The organism is Methyloversatilis sp. S146-33, from assembly GCF_059552495.1.
In genome coordinates this window covers 54,676-77,492 of sequence record NZ_JCANOT010000009.1, presented here as the reverse complement: position 1 = coordinate 77,492, position 22,817 = coordinate 54,676, and the positions used below count along the sequence as shown (strand labels likewise).

General features: G+C 67.3%; 13 protein-coding genes. 3 read left to right on the top strand and 10 right to left on the bottom strand.

All coding sequences use genetic code 11. The annotated features are described in order from the left end of the window. The 6 genes from AC51BJ_RS00775 to AC51BJ_RS00750 form a co-directional block, all read right to left on the bottom strand. Positions 1-7,771: two-partner secretion domain-containing protein (locus AC51BJ_RS00775; RefSeq protein ID WP_496279008.1), on the bottom strand; the 7,771-nt coding region annotated here is incomplete at its 3' end. Between the two features lie 186 nt (positions 7,772-7,957). Next, entirely contained in the window at positions 7,958-9,493 is a 1,536-nt protein-coding gene (locus AC51BJ_RS00770; RefSeq protein ID WP_430435274.1) for a ShlB/FhaC/HecB family hemolysin secretion/activation protein, read from the bottom strand. Positions 9,494-9,599: 106 nt separating this feature from the next. Further along, positions 9,600-10,622: a trypsin-like peptidase domain-containing protein gene (locus AC51BJ_RS00765; RefSeq protein ID WP_496279007.1), complete on the bottom strand. Its 1,023-nt coding sequence runs from the start codon at positions 10,620-10,622 to the stop codon at positions 9,600-9,602. Between the two features lie 64 nt (positions 10,623-10,686). Further along, entirely contained in the window at positions 10,687-11,244 is a 558-nt protein-coding gene (locus AC51BJ_RS00760) for a flavin reductase family protein (RefSeq protein ID WP_019916599.1), read from the bottom strand. 37 nt (positions 11,245-11,281) lie between these two features. Continuing rightward, positions 11,282-11,863, bottom strand: coding sequence for a PEP-CTERM sorting domain-containing protein (locus tag AC51BJ_RS00755; RefSeq protein WP_019916600.1), 582 nt, complete (start codon positions 11,861-11,863; stop codon positions 11,282-11,284). 223 nt (positions 11,864-12,086) lie between these two features. Beyond that, complete coding sequence (locus AC51BJ_RS00750) at positions 12,087-13,862, bottom strand: glutamine--tRNA ligase/YqeY domain fusion protein (RefSeq protein WP_496279006.1); 1,776 nt, start codon at positions 13,860-13,862, stop codon at positions 12,087-12,089. 468 nt (positions 13,863-14,330) lie between these two features. Between AC51BJ_RS00750 and leuA the strand changes: the two genes are divergently transcribed. Beyond that, a complete protein-coding gene (leuA, locus tag AC51BJ_RS00745; protein ID WP_496279004.1) occupies positions 14,331-16,037 on the top strand; it encodes a 2-isopropylmalate synthase in 1,707 nt (568 codons plus the stop codon). Positions 16,038-16,046: 9 nt separating this feature from the next. Here leuA and AC51BJ_RS00740 read toward each other — a convergent pair whose 3' ends face one another. Beyond that, entirely contained in the window at positions 16,047-16,460 is a 414-nt protein-coding gene (locus tag AC51BJ_RS00740; RefSeq protein ID WP_496279003.1) for a SoxR reducing system RseC family protein, read from the bottom strand. A gap of 479 nt (positions 16,461-16,939) precedes the next feature. Between AC51BJ_RS00740 and nifA the strand changes: the two genes are divergently transcribed. Continuing rightward, on the top strand, positions 16,940-18,580 hold the full coding sequence (gene nifA / locus AC51BJ_RS00735) for a nif-specific transcriptional activator NifA (RefSeq protein WP_496279002.1): 1,641 nt from the start codon (positions 16,940-16,942) through the stop codon (positions 18,578-18,580). 32 nt (positions 18,581-18,612) lie between these two features. On the opposite strand, the gene AC51BJ_RS00730 is transcribed toward nifA, so the two are convergent. From AC51BJ_RS00730 to AC51BJ_RS00720, 3 genes are read right to left on the bottom strand one after another with little or no spacing between them, the layout of a single operon-like run. Next, positions 18,613-18,855, bottom strand: coding sequence for a hypothetical protein (locus tag AC51BJ_RS00730; protein ID WP_496279001.1), 243 nt, complete (start codon positions 18,853-18,855; stop codon positions 18,613-18,615). Between the two features lie 10 nt (positions 18,856-18,865). Beyond that, complete coding sequence (locus tag AC51BJ_RS00725; protein WP_304000514.1) at positions 18,866-19,300, bottom strand: Ohr family peroxiredoxin; 435 nt, start codon at positions 19,298-19,300, stop codon at positions 18,866-18,868. 31 nt (positions 19,301-19,331) lie between these two features. Beyond that, on the bottom strand, positions 19,332-20,843 hold the full coding sequence (locus tag AC51BJ_RS00720) for a protein adenylyltransferase SelO (protein ID WP_496279000.1): 1,512 nt from the start codon (positions 20,841-20,843) through the stop codon (positions 19,332-19,334). 292 nt (positions 20,844-21,135) lie between these two features. On the opposite strand from AC51BJ_RS00720, the gene AC51BJ_RS00715 reads away from it, so the two are divergent. Next, entirely contained in the window at positions 21,136-22,698 is a 1,563-nt protein-coding gene (locus AC51BJ_RS00715) for a flavin monoamine oxidase family protein (protein ID WP_496278999.1), read from the top strand. Positions 22,699-22,817 lie beyond the last annotated feature (119 nt).

The window sequence follows — 22,817 nt, the reverse complement described above, 5'->3', positions numbered from 1 at the left end:
CGGTGTTGAAGGAGCCGGCGAGGAACATCGTGCCGGCGTCCAGTCGCAGCGATCCCGAGCTGGACCAGGTGTCGTTGATGGAGAGGATGCCGCCGTTGGCGCGCAGGGTACCGGCGTTGGACCATGCGTCGGAGGCGTTCCAGCCATTGACCTCGATGTTCTTGCCGGAGGTGTCGGCGGAGATGGTGCCGTTGTTGACGCCGCCGTTGCCGAAGTAGACGTAGCCGCCATTGGGGCCGGCGACGGTGACGCCACTACCGAGGGTGAGTGCGGTGGTGTAGCCGATGACGTTGTTGGCGCGCACGGCGTTGTGCGACCCGCCGAAGAGGATGGAGCCGTTGCCGTTGATGGACCACGCGCCGGCGGTGCCGCGCAGATAGGTCGAGCTGCCGTCGGAGGCGAGGGTGATCTCGGCGTTGTCCAGCGTGAGGGCGCCGACGACGCGCACGTCGCCGTTGTCGGCAATCAGCACCTTGCCGGCGTCCGCGCTATTGCCCGAACGGGACAGCGTGACGTTGTTCAGCGTGCCGCCGGTCGCTCTCAGTTGCGTGCCGATCATCAACTGCAGCGCGCTCAGCGTGCCGCCACTCATCACGCTGCCGCTGCCGCCGGTGATGAGGCGACCCCCGGAAATGTTGCCGCCGCTCAGCGTCAGGGCGCCGGTTTCCAGCTGGGTGCCGATGTTCAGCGTGCCGCCCGACACGGTCAGACGGCCGTTGATGACCGAATCGTCCACGAGCGTCAGCGTGCTGCCGCTGACGACGATGTTCTCGTTCGAATACAGGCTGTTGACGGCGAAGGTGCTGGCCGGTGAGGTGCTGCGTACGGTAATGGTCAGGTCGCCTGCCTGATCGATCACCACGTCGTTCTGTGCGCCCGGAATGAAGCCGCCAGCCCAGTTCGATGCGATGTCCCAGAAGCCTGAGGACTGCGCTATCCAGGTGCTGGCGATGCTGCCGGTGGCGAAGCTGATGGCGTTCGAGAAACTGGTGGCGGTGAGGCCCAGTGTGCCGCTGTCCACCGTGTCGAACGTCCCGCTGAGGCAGCCGTCGGCGCCGCAGGACAGCACGGTGTAGCGATCCTGCGCGCCGAAGCTCAGGCCGGCGGATGGCGCCAGGCGCAGGTCGCCGTCGAGTGCGGCGTTGCCGCTGACGACCAGGTGGTCCTGCTCAGCGGCGAGCGTACCCAGCACGTCGGCTTCGATGACGCCGCTGGCGGTCTGCGCATAGTGGCCGATAAGGGTCAGCGTACCGGCGCTGCCGTCGCCGCCCGGGCGCAGCGTGCCGGCGTTGGTCAGCGTGGCGCTGCCGAGATTGATCGTGCCGCTGCCCTGGACGACACCGTCGTTCTGCAAGGCGCCAGCGATCAGCGTGGCGCCGTTGAACACGTCCAGCGTGCCGGCGTTGATCGGGAAGGCGCTGGCGGTGAGCACGCCTTCCTCGACCCGCAGCGTGCCACTATTGATCAGCGGCATTGCCAGTGTTACGGCGGCAGTACCGGTCTTGCGCAGCAGGCCGGCGTTGTCGATGCGCCCGCTGCCACTGAAGGTGAAGCCGGTGCCGCCGACGACCTCGAACTCGCCGGATGCGAGCACGGACAGGCGGCCGCCGTCCTGGATCTGCAGACCGCTGGTGCCCGAGGTCGTCCGCGTGGTACCGGCGATTTCCAGCGTCCGTGACATCGTCTTGGCGCTGGTGGTGAGGAAACGGCTGCTGCCATTGAGGCGCGTGATGCCGCTGCCGCCCATGGTGCCGCTGCTCCAGTCGAATCCGGTGTTCACGCTCAGCGTGCCGACTCCGTTGATGAAGCCTGAGGTGAAACTCAGCATGCCCGCGCCATTGATCGCGCTGTTGCCGCTGGTGCTCAGCGTCGCGCCGGACAGTTCGAACAGACCGCTGGAGATGCTGGCCGATTCGCCGCTGTTCAGCGTCAGCAGGCCGGAGTCCGCACGCACGCGCGCATTGCCGGTGGACGAGAACACGGCGCCGGCGATGCTGCTGCCCGCCGTATTGCCGTAGATCGACAGCACGCCGCTGCCGGCGGTGAAATTGCCGCGCAGGTCGAGGTAGCGGATGTAGGAGACGCCGCTGCCGGCGGACTTCGATACGGTGCCGAGGGCGACGATGCCGCCGCTGCCACCATTGCTGGTCGAGCGCTCTAGCCGTACGTCGTCGCCGAGGCTGAGCGTATGTCCGCTGGCGACTTCAAGCGTGCGATTGAGCGTGCGAAGGGCGCTACCTGTGAGGCTGGCCGAGGTGGCCAGACGCGTGGTGCCGCTGCCGGACATGGTGCCGCCGGTCCAGTCGAAACCGGACGCGATGGTCAGCGTACCAGCGCCGTCCAGCGTGCCTGCCACCTGGCGGAAGGTGCCACTGCCGACGATGGACGCATTGCCAGCGGTGGACAGCGTGGCGCCGTGCAACTCGAGGCTCCCCGATGCGACCGTCGTGGTCTGACCGTTGGTCAGCGTGAACAGGCCCGAGTCGAGGCGCAGCGAACCACTGCCGCTGGTCGAGAACGCGGTGCCGTCCAGGCTGGTTCCCTGCGCGTTACCAGCGATCGACAGGATGCCGCTGCTGGCAGACAGATTGCCGCGGATGTCGAGGTAGTTCACCGACGCCGTACCGCTGCCGGCGGATTTCGTGAACAGGCCGAGCGCAACGATGCCACCACTGCCCCCGCTGCTGGTCGAGCGGTTCAACGCGACGCCGTCACCGACTGCCAGCGTGCGGCCGGCCGCAATCTCCAGCGTGCGGTTGAGGGTTCGCGTACCGCTGCCGGACAGCGTCACGTCGCGCAGCAGGCGGGTGGTGCCGCTGCCGCTCATCGATCCGCCCCCGGTCCAGTCGAAGGCCGACGCGATCGACAGCACCGCGCTGCCGGCCAAGTTACCGCCACCCGACAGCAGCAGGCGGCCGTCGCCGGTGAAGGCGCTGTCGGTATCGACGCTCACCATGCCCGAATCGAGGTGCAGCCGTCCTTCGCCATTGAGATCGAAGCTGCCTGCCAGGCGGTTGCCGACATTGCCGTCGGCCCGCAGCGTCAGTTCGGTACCGGCGCCGAGCACGATGTCGCCGTCGGCATCGGCGCTGAACAGCGCGCTGCCACCGCTGCCCGACGCCAGATAGATGAGACCGTTGCTGGCGGAAGTGCCCAGCGCGCCGCCAGCGGCGACGTGTAGATGACCGCCATTGTTCAACTGCAGGTAATAGCCGCTGGTATTGCCGAAGGCCAGACTGCCGGTGACGTCGAGCCGGCGCCCGAGGTATTTGTAGGCGCTGGTGTTGTCTATCGTGCCGCTGCCGCCGACGGTGGTCGTGCCGCTGCCGGTCATCGTGCCGCCGGCCCAGGTGAAGGCGCCACCGATGTCGACGTTGCCGCTGCCGCCGAGCGTGCCGCCTTCCATGCGGAAGGCGGAATCGATAGTCAGTGCGTGATTGGCGTTGAAGGTTGCGCCACCGCTGAGGCGCAGTCGGCCGCTGCCGTCGAAGCGGCTGGCGGCGCCGGTGCCGATCACGCCGGAATCGAGGTGCAGATCGCCGCTGCCGCCCAGTTCGAAGCTGCCGGAGATGCGGTTGCCGCTGTTGCCGTCGCTGCGCAGCGTCATGTCGAAGCCGCTTGCCGCATCAAGGCGCGCGCCGTCGTCGGCGCTGAAGGTGGCGGTGCCGCCGCTGCCCGCCGCCATGTAGATCAGGCCGCTGGCAGCCGTGGTGAACAGGCGCCCAGTGGCGCCAAGATGCAGCGTGCCGCCGTTGTTGATCTGCAGGTAGTAGCCGTTGCTGTTGCCGAATTCGAGGTTGCCGGCGATGACCAGGCGACGCGACAGGTATTTGTAGGCGGAAGTGTTGTCGATGACCGTCGTACCGCTGATCGTGGTCGTGCCGCTGCCTGCCAGCGTACCGCCGGCCCAAGTCATCGGACCGCTGATCAGCAGATTGCCGCTGCCGGCCAGCGTGCCGCCCTCGAAGCGGAACTGCGTCGAAATCGTCGAGGCGTGATCGATGTTCAGGGTCGTGCCACCGCTGATGCGCAACAGGCCGGTGCCACCGAAAGTGGTGGGGGCGGCCGTCGTGAACAGGCCTGAATCGATGTGCAGCGCGCCGACGCCGTCGAGCAGGTACTGCCCGCCCAGCGTGTTGCCGGCGTTGCCGTCGCTGCGCAGCGTGAGCATGGTGCCGGTGCCGACCGTGATGGCCGAACCGGCGGCGGCTGAAAAGGCTGCGTTGCCGCCGCTGCCGGCCTGCATGTAGATGAGACCGCTGCTGCTGGTCGATAGTCGTCCACCGCTGGCCAGATGGAGTGCGCCGCCGTTCTCGATGCGCAGGTCGTAGCCGGTCGAATTGCCGAAGGTGAGATTGCCGGACACTTCGATCCTGCGGCTTACGTATTTGTAGGCCGAAGTGTTGTCGATGACGGCATCGCCGGTCAGGAAGGTGGTGCCGCTGCCGCCGAAGCGGCCGCCACGCCAGTCGAAATCGCTGGCGATCGTCAGCACGCCGCTGCCGTTGATCGTCGCGCCACCGCTCATGCGCAAGCTGCCGTCACCGCCGAAGATCGTGGTGCCGTCGACATTGAGCGCACCGCTGTCCAGGTGCAGCACGCCGGCGCCGTCGAGATCGAAGGTGCCCGACAGCTGGTTGCCGCTGCTGCTGTCGCTGCGCAGTGTCAGCAAGGTGCCGTCGGCCACCGCGATGCGACCGCCCGCATCGGCGCTCATGACGGCCGTGCCGCCGGTACCGGCCTGCATGTAGATGAAGCCGTTCGTCGTGCCGGTGGCGAGTGTGCCGGTCGAGCCGATGTGCAGATGTCCGTCGTTGCCGACGCGCAGGTCATAGCCGGTCGGATTGTCCAGCGTCAGCGTGCCGTCGATGCGCAGCGTGCGCTGCAGGTAGCGGTAGGCGTTGCTGTTGTCGATCAGGCCGTTGCCGCTCAGCACCGTGCTGCCGCTGCCGTCCATGCTGCCGCCACGCCAGTCGAACAGCGTACCGAGCGTGAGTACGTGGCTGCCGCCGATCACGCCGGAGTTCGCTAGACGCAGTGAGCCACTGCCGCTGAAGGTCGTATCGGCGCCGGTGTTGATGCGCCCTGCCGCCAGCAGCAGCACGCCGTTGCCGATGGTGGTGAAGTTGCCGGCGATGAGGTTGCCCGCGCTGTTGTCGGACGACAGGCTGAACGTGGTGCCGTCGCCCAGACTCAGGCTGGCGCCGCTTTCCGCACTGAACGTGGCGGTGCCGGCCGACGCGGCCAGACGCAGGAAGCCGTTGGCACCCGCGGTACCGACGCTGCCGCCCGCACTGATGTTCAGCCGCCCGCCATCGCGCACGTAAAGGTCGTAACCGGCGCTGTTGGCGAATTCGAGCTGGCCGGTGACGTCGAGCCGGCGATCGAGGTAGCGGTAGGCGGCGCTGTCGTCGATCAGGCCGCTGCCGGTCAGCGTGGTCGTGGCGCCACTCAGCATCTGGCCGCCTTGCCACAGCAGGTCGCCCAGCGTCAGCGCGGCATTGCCGCCGAGGTTGGCCGCCAGCGTCAGGCGCCCGCTGATCGACGAGGCGCCGCCGTTGAAGGTGAGCGTGCCCGATGTCGCGCTGTAGTCGCCGTCGATATACGTGCCATCCGCCGCGTTGAAGGTGACGCCGCCCGTGACGGTGCCGGCTTCGATGTCGATGCCGGCGCCCGAGTCGTAGCTGCTGCCGCGCAGGTCCACGGTCGAGCTGCCGCCGGCGCGGATCAGGATGCCGCCGTTTGCCGCCCGCAGCACCGGCAGGACGATGTCGGCGCGCTGGTCGCCGACTGCGCTGCCATTGCTGTAGCCGGTCTGCATCGTGATGCTGCCGTCGCCCTGGGTGACGACGCGCAGGCCGGCGCCGTGCCAGCCGCCGGTGACCAGGTCGATGCCGGCGCTGGCGCCGCCTTCTCCCGCGCCGAGGTTGCGCGTTTCGATCAGCAGGCTGCTGCCTTCGGCCAGCGTGAGCTGGCCCGACGTTTCGCCGGCGGCGTTGCCGCTGCCGGTGTAGCTGAACTGTGAGGTGCCCACCGTCACCGAACGTTGAGCGCGCAGGATGATGTCGGTGGTCTTGCTCTGTTCCTCGATTTCGCTTTCGTAGATCACCGTCGGGCCCAGCGCCTCGGCGGTGAGGGTGCCTGGTGCGCCGCCGTTGAAGCTCAGGCTGCCATCGTTCGATCCGTCGCCGCTGCCACCCTGGATCACCATCGCCAGCGGGTCGAGCAGCAGCACGCCGTTGCGACCACGCGCCGCCGAGGTGTCGGTACGCCCGCGATAGAGCAGGGCGACCTTGCCGGATACTTCGACCTGACCACCGTTGCCGCCATTGCGACCACCGCGTGCCCAGATGTTGCCGTGGAAGGCGGTGGCCTGATCGGCCCACACGACCACCTTGCCGCCATCGCCCTCGAACAGCGCGTCGGCCAGCAGGCGAGCGCCGCTGCCGATCCAGCTTACCTGGGCGTTGCGCACCTGCGGATTGGCGCCCTGCCAGTCGCCGCCGACCAGCACCGAGCCGCCGCCGGTGTCGCCCGAAGCGTCCAGCGTGGCTGTGCCGCCGACCAGTACGGTGTCCGCGGTGATTTCGATTTGGCCGCCCTTGCCGGCGGCTTCGCTTGTCGCCGCGACCGGTGCCGGGCCGGACCCGGTTGCGGGCAGTTCGATGTCCTCGGCCGTGCTTGTCGGGGCAGGTGCAGGAGCGGGAGCGGCGGGCAGCGTGCCCGTGGCGCGCAGCGTGCCGTCGGCGCTTGCCTTCTGCGTAGCCGCGATATCGATGCGGCCGCCCTGGGTGCCGCTGGCGTCGACCAGCGCACCGGCCTCGACCTTCACCTCCGGTGCGGCGATGTCGATGTCGCCGCCGGCGCCGTCGGCGGTCTTCGCCGTCGTCTCCGATTGAGCGGTCAGCGTGACCGACTTCGATCCGCGCAACACGATGCGGCCGTCGGCGGTGCGGTGCGCACCGGTGGCGCTGATCTTGCCGGCCTGCGTCAGCGCCGCACCGAACATGCCGACGTTGCCACCACGGGCGATCAGCTGACCGAGGTTGATCGCCTCGCCGCCTGCTTCGACCCGCACCCGCAGTGCGGGCTGATGCGGGTCGGCGATTTCCACGCTCTTGCCGGCGGCGAGCACGATGTCGCCGTTGTCGGCGGTGATCAGGCCGGTGTTCTCGATGTCGGTGGCGATCAGCAGCAAAGGGCCGCCGGTGGCTTTCAGCGTGCCCTCGTTGCGCAGCTTGCCCGCCGCGCCTTCGGCTTTGAACTTCAGCCGCCCGGCGGTGAAGTCCTCGTTGCTGATGTTCAGTGTCGAGGCGACCAGCCCCGCGGTGTCGACCTTGGCGCCGGCGCCGAACAGCACGCCATTCGGGTTGATCAGGAAAACGCGGCCGTTGGCGATCAGGTTGCCCAGTATCTGCGACGGATCCTGCCCGACCACGCGGTTGAGTACGGTGGCGGTCGAATGCGGCTGGATGAAGCGGGTGGTTTCACCCGGCTGGATCGAGAACTGCTTCCAGTTGATGATGGCGCGGTCGCTGGCCGTGATGTTCAGCGTGCTGCCCTGGGTCTGGATGCCGACCTGCCCCTGCACGATCTGGTGCCCGGTCGGATTGGCGATGACCAGGCCGGGCAGCGCTGCCGCCATGGCCGCGACCAGACGGCGCAGTGCGCGACCGCCGCTGTTCTTGCCGCGCGCACAGGTTTCTTCCGGCACCGGCACGTAGCTGCGGTGTTCGTCGGAGTAAACCAGTCTGTAGCGACCCTTGTTCATTTCGGCCTCAAGTTCTTCTGAAACGGGCCGTAAACAGGATGCGGGTGTGTTCGCAATGCAAAGTCCGGTGCCCGTGATGCAGCTGCTTCGTGTCGCGCAGACAGACGTTGCATGCGCGAATTTTTCGCGATTCGGGGTGTTTCGCCGGAACCGGCCGCGCGCCACCGGGAGGTGGCCTTCAGGCGGTCAGAAGTTCAGGCTGAACGTTGCGTGCACGCGGTGACTTCCGGAGTCGTATCTTCCTGCTCCGTCAATAAGTTGAGCGTAGTCGATCCGCCCAGATAGCCACGTGGAAAAGTTGACGCGCAGACCCACGCCTGCCGAAAAAACTGCCTGACTGGCCTCTTCGCCGGCCAGCGGCCGTACGCGATAGAGGTGGGCGGTGTCGGCGAACAGCACGCCGCGCATCACCCAGGTGTCGTGCACCCAGGCCGGCGTATCGAGATCCGCACTGACACGCCAGCCGCGGTCGTCGGCGAGCACGCGCTCGCGCAGGCCGCGCACCGAATCGGCGCCGCCGATACCGAATTGTTCGCCCGAAACCAGTTCGTCGTTGGTGTACTGCGCCTGTGCCTGCAGGCGCACGCGCCAGTCCCTGGACAGCAACTGCAGCCATGAGGCACCGGCCCGGATCACCGCGAAGCGCGCGTTGGCGCCGCCGCGTGAGGCGGCGAAATCGCTGTCGCGGCCGTGTTCGCCGCCGGGCAGGTTGCGTGCATAGCTGACGTTCAGACCCGCTTCGCGCAGGTCGTTGCGCCAGTTGCCGCTCCACGACAGGCTGACCGGATGGGTGATCACTCGCGGGACCAGACTGCCCGGCACGTTCTCCAGGACAAAACTGCTGTCGAAATCGCGCCAGTCGGCAGCGAGGCTGACGCGCTGCGTCAGTTCGCCATCGCGCGGCAGGTGCCAGTTGTAGCGGGCGGAAAAGATGCGGCCAGCGCCGGACACGCTCGCCGTTGAGTTCAGCACCTGTACCTGGCCCGAATTCACGCTCGAGTAACCGGCGACAAGGTCGATCGAATTGCCACTGCTATACAGCGGAATGCGATAGCCGAGGCCGAAGATGGTCACTTCGGACGGCTTCTCTATCGAAGTCGTGTACTGGAAGGTCGCGACGTGGTCGCGGTTGAACAGGTTGGCGTGCTGCAGCCCGATCGCGACGCGGTGGGTGCCGGTCGATGGCGTGCCGCTGTTGTCGACCGTGACGAAGCGGCGCAGCGGTTTGTCGTCCGCCACCGAAATCGTCGCCGCGATCTCGCCCGGCTTGCGGCCGGACTTGAAGGTCACATCGGTCTGCTTTGACGAATTCTCGTTGGCCAGCGACAGCTGGCGCGCCACGTCGGTCGTGTTCGGCATGCGACCGTCTGCCAGAGCGGGCAGGCTGGCGCGGATGTTTTCTTCGTCGTGGTGTTTGGCGCCCTGCAGCGTGATTTCGGTCAGCTTCGGCTCCAGCACCTCCAGCACGACGGTGCCGCCACTCAGTTCCTGTTCCGGAATGCTGACCTGGGCGGCGCCGAAGCCGCGCTGGTGGTAGGCGGCCTGCAGTGCGGCGCGCGCCGCTTCCAGCTGCCCGAAACCCACTTCGGCGCCGGTGTAGGGCGACAGCATGGCGTCGATTTCCCCCGGCCGGAAAACCGTTCCGCCGGCCAGCGAGTAGGCGCGCACCTCGAAGCGAGGGCCGTCGGCACTCTCCTCCGCGCGCGCGTCGGCGAACGACAACTGGACTGCACAGATGCAGAGCAGCAGGGAAAGTCTGGGCGACACCGATGACCCCGTCGATCTTCAAGTTCTTGTATCCGACGGAGTTTAGTGCGTTTGTATGTCTTTAGCAGTAGGCCGAACAGTCTAAGGCCTGATCCAGTTTGCCCAGCAGCTCGGCGTCCGCGAGGGCCAGCCGGTCCCGCGCTTCGCGGGCGGCCTCGGTCGAGCCGCTTCGCGCCAGCGCCAGTGCCTGATGGAAGAGCACGTCCGGGTGGTCCGGCAACAGCATGCGGGCGCGCTGCAGCGCCTCGTTTGCCTCGACTGGCCGCTGGTCGCGCAGCAGCGCGACGCCGGCCTGATGCCAGGCATCGGCGTTGTCCGGTTCTGCGCGCGTCCATTCCAGCGCCAGATCGGCGGCGGACTGCCACCGCGACAGCGCACCGAGGCGCGCCACCCGCAGGAACCAGGGCTGTTCCGCGTCCGGCTTTTCCCACAGCGCCAGACCCGAGATCGGCGCGATGTCGGATTCGGGTTGCTTGCGCAGCCGGTGGATCAGGTCGGCCGGCATCGCGAAGTAGCCACCCGAGTGGCCGGAGGCAAGAAAGGTGGTGATGCCGATCAGGCGACCGTCAGCGTCGAACAGCCCGCCGCCACTGCCACCGAGCGCGAAACCGCTGGACGTTTCGAACACCGCACTGCCGTCGTGCGGATGCAGCGTCGCGACCCGCCCCGGCGCAAAGAAGGCTTCTATCCCTCCCGAGTAGCCGTAGTAGAAGGACTTTTCACCCGGCCGCACCGACGCCGCGTCGCGCAGCGCGACGGTGCGCAGTGGCATTGGCCCGGTACGCAGCAGACAGAGGTCGTTGGCCATATCCGCTTTCTGGCCGAACACCGGAAATACCAGCGCGCCCTTGGCAACCTCGATGCGCACGCCCTGACGCGTGACGTGACAGTTGGTGATCACCTCGTTCTCTGCGACCACCACCCCCGAACCGAAGAAACCCTTGCCTGCCTCATTGGCAACGCGCACCTGCACCACGCTGATCGACAGGCCGGTATAGAAGGCGGATCCGAATTCGCTGGCCGAACCGCCGGCGTGGGCGTTCAGGGCCAGCAGACAGCAGGAGGAGGCGAGCAGGCGGCGCATGGCGGGCTCCATCGACGGGGTTGTGTGAACAGCCGTCTTGGGAGCGCGCTACAGGCGCGAAAGTTCAGCTGCCGCCGACCGCCCCACCGGTCGTGAAGAAGGCGCCGCCAGCGACGTGATGCAGCGTGCGCAGCGCGTCGTCGTCGAAATGCCAGCGCCCGTTGCGGAACACCCGACCGTCCGCGCGCGCCGCCACCACCTCGCCGATGAACAGATCGTAGCGGTCCTGGTTGTGGGCTTCCGGCACGACCTTGCATTCGAGCCAGGCGACGCAGCCGGCGACCAGCGGCGCGGCGATCTGTGTCGCCGCGAAAGTGACGAGGCCCAGAGCCGCGAACTTGTCTGTGTCGCGGCCGCTGTCGCTGCCAGCTGCGACGGTGGCGTCGAGCAGCGCGCGAGGCGGAACGTTGATCGCGAATTCTCCCGAGGCGCTGATCAGTTCGCGCGTGAAGGTCGATTTGTCGATCACGACGACGATCTTGGGTGGGTCGAAATCGAGCGGCATGCACCAGGCCGCCGCCATCACGTTGCGGCGCGCGCCGGCTGCGCTGCTCACCAGCACGGTAGGACCGTGGTTGAGCAGCCGGTAAGCCTGCGGGAGGGGGACGTCCTGGATCGACATTTAACAAGGGAGCGCTGCGGCGCGCTCCCCGGAAGGATCAGGCGCGGCGGCGGGCCGCTGCAAGCAGCGCGAGCAAGCCGAGACCACCCACCATCGAAGCCCAGGTCGAGGGTTCGGGTACGGCCGCAGCGAAAGTGCGGAAGGTGTAGTCAAAGTTGGGGAAGCCTGCATAGCCCGAGGTCGCGAAGGTCTGTCCTTTCGGGTAGGGGTTCAGCGTGCTGCCCGCCAGACCCAATGCGGACGGGCCGGAGAAGACCAGGAAGTAGGTGTCCCCCGGCGTAACTGTTACGGGCGTCCAGAACACGTCCACCCAGCCCGGACCAAGACCGAGTGCCGAGCCGCCGGCCAGCAGGCTGCCGCCCTGGTTCGGCAGCTTGCTCCACAGTTCGATGGTCACGTTCGCCGACTCCTCCGGGCTGGCGAGGAGGAGGTAGATCCCGGCGCCGGACACGTTGTCTGCCATCTGCTTGAAGGACTGCGCCAGTCCGCTCTGGCCGAAGGTTGCTATCAGGTTGTTGCGCTCTGACGACTCCTGGTCGGTCACGTTGGGGATCACGGCGAGCGCCGGCAGGGCGGTGGCAAACAGCGTTGCGGCGAAGAGGCTGCGTATCGATTTCATCGGGACACTCCCTGCACGAAGGTTGTCGTCACCCGTCGCAAGCCGGACCGGCCGACGGATTCATAAATGTCAAAAACTGTTAGCAAGCCGTGTGCCTGCATCGCTGCATCGGCATGCATCGGGGCGCAGCCTGCCTTGCAGCCGATCCGGTCCTTGGGCGGGTCGAGCCGGATGTAAAAAAAACCGACGCTGCGCCGGGTGCCGCCGCCGGGTTGCCCCGACCTCAACGACTCCAGCTGTCTTTCAATGTGACGGCCCGGTTGAACACCGGGCGGCCTTCGACCGAATCGACGCGGTCGGCGACGAAGTAGCCGTGACGTTCGAACTGGAACTTGTCGTCGGCCGCGGCGGTGGCCAGGCCGGGTTCGACGAAGGCCTGTACCGATTTCACCGAATCCGGATTCATCACGGTGAGGAAGTCGCGGCCGCCGGCGTCCGGGTGCGCCTCGGTGAACAGCCGGTCGTACAGCCGCACTTCGGTCGCCAGTCCCTCGGCCACGCTGACCCAGGTGATGACGCCCTTCACCTTGACGCTGTCGGCGCCTGGCGTGCCGCTCTTGGTGTCCGGAACCAGCGTGGCCAGTACCGCGGTGATTCGGCCGTCGGCGTCCTTCTCGCAGCCGGTGCATTCGATCACGTAGCCGTACTTGAGCCGCGCCTTGTTGCCCGGGAACAGGCGGTGGTAGCCCTTGGGCGCTTCTTCCATGAAGTCTTCGCGCTCTATCCACACTTCGCGTGTGAGGTTGAAGCTGCGTGTGCCGCGTTCCGGGTGGTGCGGATGCACCGGCGCGGAGCAGGGCTCGGCCTCCTTGCCGGCGAACAGTGCATCCCAGTTGGTGAGCTTGAGCTTGAGCGGATCGAGCACCGCCATCGCACGGGCGGCGCGGCCGTCGAGGTCGTCGCGCAGCGCACCCTCCAGCGTCGAATAGTCGATCCACGAATCGGCTTTGGACACGCCGATGCGCTCGGCGAACAACTGCAGCGCCTCCGGCGTGTAGCCGCGGCGGCGCAGGCCGACGATGGTGGGCATGCGCGGGTCGTCCCAGCCGCTGACGTGTTTCTCCGTCACCAGCTGCATCAGCTTGCGCTTGCTGGTGACGACATAGGTCAGGTTGAGCCGTGCGAACTCGTACTGCTTGGGCAGCGGATGAGCCAGCAGGCCGCCTTCGGCCAGACGTTCCAGCACCCAGTCATAGAACGGCCGCTGATCCTCGAATTCCAGCGTGCAGATCGAATGGGTGATGCCTTCGACCGCGTCTTCCAGCGGGTGGGCGTAGGTGTACATCGGGTAGATGCACCATGTGTCGCCGGTGTTGTGGTGATGCGCGTGCTTGATCCGGTAGATGGCCGGGTCGCGCATGTTGATATTGGGGCTGGCCATGTCGATCTTCGCGCGCAACACCATGGCCCCGTCAGCGTGCTTGCCGTCGCGCATTTCGCGGAACAGCGCCAGCGATTCGTCGGCCGGACGATTGCGCCACGGTGAATCCTTGCCCGGCTCGGTCAGCGTGCCACGGTTGGCGCGCATCTCGTCCGGCGTCTGCTGGTCGATGTAGGCGTGGCCGGCGGTGATCAGGTATTCCGCCGCGCGGTACATGAAGTCGAAATAGTCGCTGGCGAAGTAGAGCTGCGACGCACCGAAGGCGTCCCAGCCGAAGCCCAGCCACTGCACCGCGTCCTTGATCGATTCGACGTATTCGACGCTTTCCTTCTCCGGATTGGTGTCGTCGAAACGCATGTGGCAGACGCCACCGTAATCGCGCGCCAGGCCGAAGTTCAGGCAGATCGACTTGGCGTGACCGACGTGCAGATAGCCGTTCGGCTCCGGCGGGAAGCGGGTGCGGATCTTCGCTGGGTCGGGCTCGCCGGCGGCGTGATGCGCGGCGTCGCCCGGGCTGCGCGCCCAGCGGCGGCTGGCGTAGGTGCCGTTGGCCAGATCCTTCTCGATGACGGCGCGCAGGAAATTCGAAGCCGGGGCGGGTGCGTTGCGTTCGGACATGGTGGGCAGCAGAGAAACCTGAGGATGAGTGTCGTTGCCAGGGCATGAGCGGCAGCCGGCAGGATGCCCGCTTCAAGCTTGGGCCAGACCGCGGTCTGGCGAAAGAACACAATTCTAGCCGCTTGCCGGCGAAATTCAGGGTTGACAGCTTTTCACGGCTTGCCTATGGTCGAGCCCATGCTCTCGCACCAGACCCAACTGCTGTTCCTCTCCTCGACGCTGCTCGCGTCGGGTCTGCTGCTGCGCCCCGCGCGCACATAAAACTCCCCCTCCTGTCGTGCAGTGCCTGCCTCCGGTCGATGAACCGCGAGGTGAATTCCGTTTTCCCGGAGCGTTCCCATCATGTTCGAGCTGTATCAGATCTTCCCGATGCTGCGACTGCGCAGCGGTTGTCAGGCCAGGAACCCCGTGGCCGCCTGACAGCCCTGCATTCCGGCCACGCATCCTTCCCATTTGCCGGAGCACATCATGTTGAAGCAGCCGAATACGAAATACCGTCCCGTTACCCCGATCGCGCTCGCCGATCGGCAGTGGCCGTCGAAAACCCTCACCCGCGCACCGATCTGGATGTCCACCGACCTGCGCGATGGCAACCAGGCCCTGTTCGAGCCGATGAACGGCGAACGCAAGATGCGCATGTTCAAGATGCTGGTCGAGATCGGTTTCAAGCAGATCGAGGTCGCCTTCCCGTCGGCGTCCGACACCGATTTCAGCTTCGTGCGTACGCTGATCGAAGGCGGCCACATCCCGGACGACGTGACCATCGAAGTGCTGACGCAGGCGCGACCGCACCTGATCGAACGCACCATCGAATCCTTGCGTGGCGCGAAGCGCGCCATCGTGCATGTCTACAACGCGACCTCGCCCACCTTCCGCCGTGTCGTGTTCGACATGAGCCGCGACGAAGTGAAGCAGCTTGCGGTCGACAGCACCCTGCTCATCAAGCGCCTGACCGACGCGCAGCCGGATACCGAGTGGACCTTCCAGTACAGCCCGGAAACCTTCACAGCGACCGAACTCGATTTCGCGAAAGAGGTGTGCGACGCGGTGGTCGAGGCCTGGGGCGGTACGCCCGAGCGGCCGGTCATCATCAACTTGCCGGCGACGGTGGAGATCGCCACGCCCAACCACTACGCCGACCAGATCGAGTGGATGCACCGGAATCTGGCCAACCGCGCATCGGTCATCCTCAGCGTGCATCCGCACAATGACCGCGGCACCGCGGTCGCTGCCGCTGAGCTGGCGGTGATGGCCGGCGCCGACCGTATCGAAGGCTGCCTGTTCGGCCACGGCGAGCGCACCGGCAACGTCGATCTCGTGACGCTTGCGCTCAACCTCTACACGCAGGGTGTGGATCCAGGGCTCGATTTCTCGCGCATCAACGACATCGCACGCACTGTCGAGCAGTGCACGCAGATTCCGGTGCACGCCCGCCATCCGTACGCCGGCGACCTCGTGTTCACCGCCTTTTCGGGCTCGCATCAGGACGCGATCCGCAAGGGCCTTGCCGCACAGCGGCCGGACGCGATCTGGGAAGTGCCCTATCTGCCGGTCGACCCGGCCGACGTCGGCCGCACCTATGACTCGATCATTCGCGTGAACAGCCAGTCGGGCAAGGGCGGCGTGGCCTTCCTGCTCGAAAGCGAATACGGCGTCACGCTGCCGCGCCGGCTCCAGGTCGAATTCAGCACCGCCGTGCAGCAGCTCACCGACGCCAGCGGGCAGGAAGTGCGCGCCGCCGACATCTGGAAGCTGTTCGCGCAGCAGTACTTCGAGCCAGCGCTTCCGTTCGAGTATGTCACCCATCATCTGAGCGAGATCGGCGACGAGCAGGGCATCGAACTGGTGGTGAAGGCCGAGGGCGTCGAACGCACGCTGGCGGGCCGTGGCAATGGCCCGATCGCTGCCGTGATCGACGCGCTCAAGGTGCCCGCCCGCCTGCACGACTACGAGGAACGCGCGATCGGCCACGGCGCCGACGCGGCGGCGGTGGCCTTCGCCGAATTCGTCATCGACGGGCTGCCCGGCAGCACCTTTGGCGCCGGCATGCACCGGAATATCGTGACGGCGTCGGTGCTGGCCATCCTGAGCGGGCTCAACCGCGCCTGCGCCAAGCTCGATCCGGCAGCGCGGCGGGACTTTCTCGCGTCGATCAGACCGCCGGCGCTGGCTTGAACGCGGGCTTCACTCGACGCCGTTGCAGACCGTCGGCCGCCAGCGCTCCCGCCAGTGTCCGGCGAGCAGGCGGGCGATGATCGCACCGAAGCAGAGCCCGCTGCCGCCGCAGGCGAGCACGGCGACATCCGGCAGGGCGGCCACACTGCCGGCACCGATGCCGCCGAGCAGGCCGGCCAGCGGCGGCAGATAGGCCAGCATCACGGCGCGCAGCGGCGCATCGTCGTCGATGCCGAGTGCAACAAGGTCGCCGGGCTGCAGTGAAGCGGCCTGCGCAGCGGGCAGTTCGAACTGGTGCAGGGTGTTCGGCGCGCTGCCACAGACAGTTTGCGCGCGGCAGCCGCTGCAGGCCGGCGCGCTGTCGACGCCGACGGTGACGCGGGTGCCGTCGACCTGCACCACCCGGGTATCCCTGACCGTCATGTCTCTTCCCTCCCGCCGGGTATCTCGCAATCCTCGTGCCAGCCGCCGGGTAGCGATCCGCTTGCCGCCGTCGACGTCGGTCCAGCGCGCTTTCGGTGCGTTTCGTCGCTGCCGGGGCGCGGCTGCCCTCCTGTGCTGTTTGCGACAAGTCCGACAAGCGCTGTCGTGGCACCGTTTTGTGACGCCTTGCACCAAAGCGGACGCACCCACCGGCCGATCGCCCGACCCGTTTCCAAGTGCCTGCCCGCAAACGGCTTTCCGGCGCGCTGTTACGCGGGCGTCTTACGCTTGACCGCTTTGCGACGCTGGGTACGCACCTTGCTTCATGCTGCGAGGCGTGGAGAAGCGCATGTGGATTTCCGCCGTGGCCGGCTGTACTGCCGACCGTTCCCCGACAATAAGAAAAGACGCAGGGGCCACTGAATGGAAGGGCGTGCCGGCACGACCGGCATCGCCTCGGGAAGCAATCGGGGGCTGTCATGACTGCGAACGGCATCGAGACGAATGCGCGCGCGAATGTTGAACTGGTGACCGTGTATGAGCTGAGCAAGATACTCAGCTCGTCGCTGGACGTAACGAAGACCCTGCGCGAAGCACTGAACGTGCTGTCGCACTACCTCGACTTCAGACGCATGATGATCGCGCTGGTTGAGGACGACGGCGAGGCGCTCAGCCTGGCCGCGGCGGTCGGCCTGTCGGTCAAGGAGTGGTCGAGCGGGCGCTACCGGTCGGGCGAAGGCATCATCGGCCGCGTGTTCGCCTCGGGCTCGCCGGTCGTGGTGCCGGATATCTCGGTAGAACCGCTGTTCCTGAACCGCACCGGCGCGCTCGACGATGCCGGCGACGAAACCATTGCTTTCATCGGCGTGCCGATACGCGCCGGTGCCGACATGCTGGGCGTGCTGTGTGCCGACCGCGTGGTGTCGCGTCGCGGCGGCTTCGGCAGCGACGTGCGTGTGCTGTCGATGGCGGCCAATCTGATGGGGCAGTCGGTGGCGCTGCAGCGCGTGGTGACCGACGAGCACGAACGCCTGCTGCATCAGGCCAAGCAGGCGCGGCGCGATGTACCGCGCGGCCGTTTCAAGCTGGACAACGTGGTCGGTGCCTCGCCGCGCATGCAGGAGGTATTCGCCGAGGCGCACCAGGTTGCGCCGTCGCGTTCGACTGTGCTGCTGCGCGGCGAGAGCGGCACCGGCAAGGAAGTGATTGCGCGCGCCATCCACGAACTGTCGACGCGCAAGTCCGGCCCCTTCATCAAGCTCAACTGTGCGGCGCTGTCCGAGTCACTGCTCGAATCGGAACTGTTTGGCCACGAGAAGGGCTCCTTCACCGGCGCCACCGGCGAACGCAAGGGCCGTTTCGAACTGGCCGACGGCGGCACGCTCTTCCTCGACGAGATCGGCGACATCTCGCCGGCCTTCCAGACCAAGCTGCTGCGCGTGCTGCAGGAGCGGGAGTTCGAGCGCGTCGGCGGCAGCAAGCCGATCAAGGTCGATGTGCGACTGATCTGCGCGACCAACCGCAACCTCGAAAAGATGGTGGCGGCGGGCACCTTCCGCGCCGACCTGTACTTCCGCATCAATGTGGTGAGCATCTTCCTGCCGGCGCTGCGCGAGCGGCGCGAAGACATTCCGGCACTGACGCAGCACTTCCTCGAGCGCTTCAACCGCGAGAACGACCGCAACATGAAGCTCACCCAGGGCGGGCAGGCGGTGATGATGCATTGTTACTGGCCGGGCAATGTGCGCGAGCTGGAGAACTGCATCGAGCGCACCGCAACGATGGCGCATCACGACGCGATCGAGGCGTCCGACTTCCCCTGCTCGGCCAATCGTTGCCTGACGCAGGTACTGCACTTCGTGAAAAAGGACGACGCGGTGTCGCCTGTGGTGGAGTCCGCCGCGGCCGAGGCGGAGTCCTGTAGCCCGCCGGGCGAGCCCGTGCCGGTGTCGCGCCCGGCGCCGACCGATGACAAGCCGGACGGTGAGCGCGACCGGCTGGTGTGGGCGATGGAACAGTGCGGCTGGGTGCAGGCCAAGGCCGCCCGCCTGCTCAACATCACGCCGCGGCAGATGGGCTATGCGCTGAAGAAGTACGACATCGAGGTGCGGCGCTTCTGACGGCGCTGCGGGGCAAATGCCCCGCAGCGCGATCACCACTCGTTGCGCATGCCCCAGGGGTGGGCGCCGGGCACCAGCTCGGCGGTGATGCCCTTCTTCGCGATGTCCTCCAGCGTCCGGTAGAAGGTCGCCTCGTGCATCAGCGTGCCACTCTTCGAGTAGAGCGCCACGTACTTCGACGGCATGTCGACCTCGACCGTGAAGTTGCCGCCCGCGTCCTGCACGCTGCGCGCATTGCCGTTCCAGTCGATGAAGTATCCGGTTTCCGAGCTCATCGGCTTCTCCTCAGGCCAGCGCCGGATCTTCGAGCACCGCGGCGGCGCTGACGGTCACGTTGTTCTTCGTCGCGTCGGTGTAGGGGCACACCTTGAGCGCGCGCTCCACCAGCGAATCTGCAGTCGGCTGGTCGATGCCATGCAGCACGGCGGTGAAGCGGATGGCCATGCGGTAGGCCTCCTCGAAGTTCTTGAACAGCGACACCTCGGCCTCGACCATGCAGCCCTTCACCGGCAGCCGGTCGGCGCGCACGATGTGGCGCACCGAGTTCTCGAAACAGGCGGCGTAGGCGGCGGCGAACAGCTGCTCCGGATTGACGCCCGGCTTCTTGCCGCCCATTTCTGCCGGCGCGGCGAGGTCCAGTTTCAGCAGGCCGTCTTCGCTCTGCACGCGGCCGTTGCGGCCGCCCTGGCTGAAGACGCGGGTCTTGTAGATGAGGTCCATGACAGCTCCCGGTGAGTGGTGATCGAAGTGTTCAGCTTGAGCAGCTGACGGTCAGTCCGTCCGCCCAGTCGGGCGGCGGCGCGGCGTAGTGCGCGTACTGCGGACGTTCGTCGAAGGGACGGCGCAGGCAGTCGTGCAGCGCCCGCACCTCGCCGAAATCGCCGTCGCGGGCGCGCCGGATCGCCGACTCGGCCATCCAGTTGCGCAGCACGTAGCAGGGGTTGGCCGCGCGCATGGCCGGCTGGCGCTGCGCATCGATGCTGGCTTCGCCGGCCAGCCGGGCGCGCCAGCCGAGCAGCCAGGCGTCGCAGGCTTCGCGGTCGGCGAACAGGTTGCGCAGCGGCGCATCAGTGCTGCCGCGCTGCTCGCGCGCGACGCGCCCCGGCAGCGCACTCAATGTGCGGAAGAAGTGCGTGTAATCGACGCGCTGCAGCTGCAGCAGTCCCAGCGTCGCGCCGATGAAGTCGTCGTCACCTCGCTGCGCGGTGGCGAAGCCGAGGCGTTGTCGCATCAGGGCGCCGAAGCGTGCGTCGAAGGCCGGCTGGAAGTGGTCATCGACCAGCGCGCGCGTTTGGTCCGGGTGGCCGATCAGCGGACCGAGCGCATCGGCCAGCACGTAGAGGTTCCACTGTGCGATGCGCGGCTGGGCACGGAAGGCATAGCGGCCCCAGGTGTCCGAGTGGTTGCAGATGCGGCCGGCATCGAAGCTGTCCATGAAGGCGAACGGTCCGTAATCCAGCGTCAGCCCCAGCGCCGACATGTTGTCGGTGTTCATCACGCCGTGCATGAAGCCGATCGCCTGCCAGTGCGCCACCAGTTCGCCAGTGCGCTGCGCGACGTCGGCCAGCAGTGCGTCGTGCGGTCGCATGCAGTCGCGCAACTGAGGCCGGAAACGGTCGATCACGTAATCGGCCAGCAGGCGCAGGTGTTGAACGTCGTCTTCGGCGCTGAAGTGCTCGAAGGTGCCGAAGCGCACGAAGCTGGGTGCGATGCGCGTGACGACCGCGGCGCTCTCCGTACTTTCTCGCTGCACCGGCAGCGGCGAGCCGATCACGCACAGCGCGCGCGTGGTCGGCACACCGAGGGCCGCCATCGCCTCGGAACAGAGGAATTCGCGGATCGACGAACGCAGCACGGCGCGGCCATCGGAAAAGCGTGAGTAGGGCGTCGGGCCGGCGCCTTTCAGCTGCAGTTCAAGCGGGCCGTGCGGCGTATCGACCTCGCCCAGCAGATGCGCCCGGCCGTCGCCCAGCTGGCCTGACCAGCTGCCGAACTGGTGGCCGGAATAGACCGCTGCAAGCGGCTCGGCGCCCGGCGGCAGACGGTTGCCCGCAAACAGCTCGACGAACTCAGCGCGCGCCGTCTCCTGCGGATCGAGCCCGATCAGCGACGCGGCGTCTTCGCTGGCCGCGATCAGATGCGGGGCCGGCAGCGGCGTGGGAGGCAGTCGCGTGTGGAAGGCGGCCGGCAGCCGGGCGTAGCTGTTGCTCAGGCGCAGCGATTCGAGCGGCGACAGCGGTGGCGTGGGCAAAGGTGCATTCATGGTGGCGTTCCGCGGTTGCGCAAGTGCGCAGCAAGAATCGGGCAAGCGTCAGCCAGCGACGCAGTCGGCCGTCGTCGGCCGGCCGCCAGCGGGGCGGGTGCGGATGCGCCAGATGCCTCACAGCATGCCGGTCGACGGCCGACACGCTGTTGCATCTGCGACAAACGCGACGCGGATGTCGTGCCCGCGGAGGCGAGGCCGGGGCGGCGTGCGCGAGATCGCCGGTGGCTCGATGTTTGCTGAACATCGCTACCCATCCGATGAACCGATCTGAAGCTGAAAGGAGCGCCCCATGCTCGACACCCTCATCGTAGGCGCCGGTCTCTGTGGCCTGGAGCTCGCCCGCCGCCTGGAGGCGGCCGGACGCAGCGTGCTGCTGGTCGAGGCCCGGCCGCGCGCCGGCGGTCGTGTGGATACGGTGCCCGCAGCAGCGGGCGCGGCCGCCCTCGATCTCGGCCCCGGCTGGTACTGGCCGCAGTCGCAGCCGCGCATGGTCAGGCTGATCGCGGATCTGGGGCTGGAAACCTTTCCACAGCATGACGAGGGCGTCGTGCTGCATCTGCGACAGCCGGACGCCAATCCGGAAACGCTGGGCAGCGAGGCGATACACAATGGCGCGCGGCGACTGGTCGGCGGCATGGCGGCGCTGACCGGTGCGTTGCTGCGCCGGCTGTCGCACGACCGCGTGCGCACCGGCTGCTCGGTCCGCCGGCTGGTCGCGCGCGGCGATCGCGTCGAGGTGCACTGCACCGGAGGCGGCGAGTCCTTCGTCATCGCCGCGCGCAGCGTCGTCCTCGCGCTGCCGCCGCGGCTGGCGGCGGAACAGATCGTGTTCGAGCCGGCGCTCGACGCGTCGCTGGTGCAGGCCATGCAGGACCAGCCGACCTGGATGGCGGCGCAGGCCAAGGCCTTTGTTCGCTCCGACAGCGCGCACTGGCGTCGCGGCGGTTTGTCCGGCAACGCCTTCGTGTCGCATCCGCAGGCCGTGCTCGGCGAGGTGTTCGACGCCTGCGACGCCACCGGTGAAGCGGCCGCGCTGGGCGGCTTTGTCGCATTGTCGCCGGCGCTGCGTGCAGCCAGCGCTCCGGCGGTCGAACTGATGGTGCGCAGCCAGTTCGCGCAGCTGTTCGGCCCGGCGGTGGAAGAGGGCGAACTGCATCTGCGCGACTGGGCCCGGGAGCCGATGACCTGCAGCGCGCTCGACCTGACCGAGCCCGGAGGGCATCCGGAGGATGACCTGTCGCTGCTGGCCGCGCCGTACTGGTCCGGCCGCCTGCACCTGGCCGGCAGCGAGACGGCCACGCGCGGTGCCGGCTATCTCGAAGGCGCGCTGGACGCCGCGGCGCGCGTCGCCAACCGGCTGATCGCGGTGCCGCTCGCGCTGCCCCCGTCGCCGGCCAACGACGGCAGCGTCGCCGACTTCGTCGACTGGGTGGGCGCGCAGCGCAATCAGGCCGGCGAGCTGTACCGGCAGAGCGTGGTGCGTGCACTGAGCGCACAGCGCAGCATCGACATGACGCACGCCGTGCTGTGTGCGGTGATCGACCACGTCTATGCCGAGGCGCTGCGCCGCATCGATGCGCTGGACTTCGACCTGAGCGGTGTCGCCATCGAGCGTGGCCGCTGCGCGCTGACGCCATCGCTGCTGGCGCCCTTTTCCGGTTTCAGCGACTGGCTGGTCGGCGAGGCGCTGCAGCACAACCGCACGTCCTGTGCACTTTCCAACTTTCCCGACGAACACGCGCCGTCGCCCGACTACGTCGCGCGCATCCGTGTCGATCTTGCGCTCGCCTGGCGCGCCTTCGCCCAGTCGCTGAACCAGATGCTGATCGACCGCATACCGGTGCGTGGCTGACGCCGCTTTGTGCGCTTTGTCGCAAGCGTAGGTTTCCGACCACCCGACGAATGCTGTCCGGATCGCGCCAAGTCAATGAATCGAATGGCGAAATCTCCTTGGCACGGAAATGGCTATCC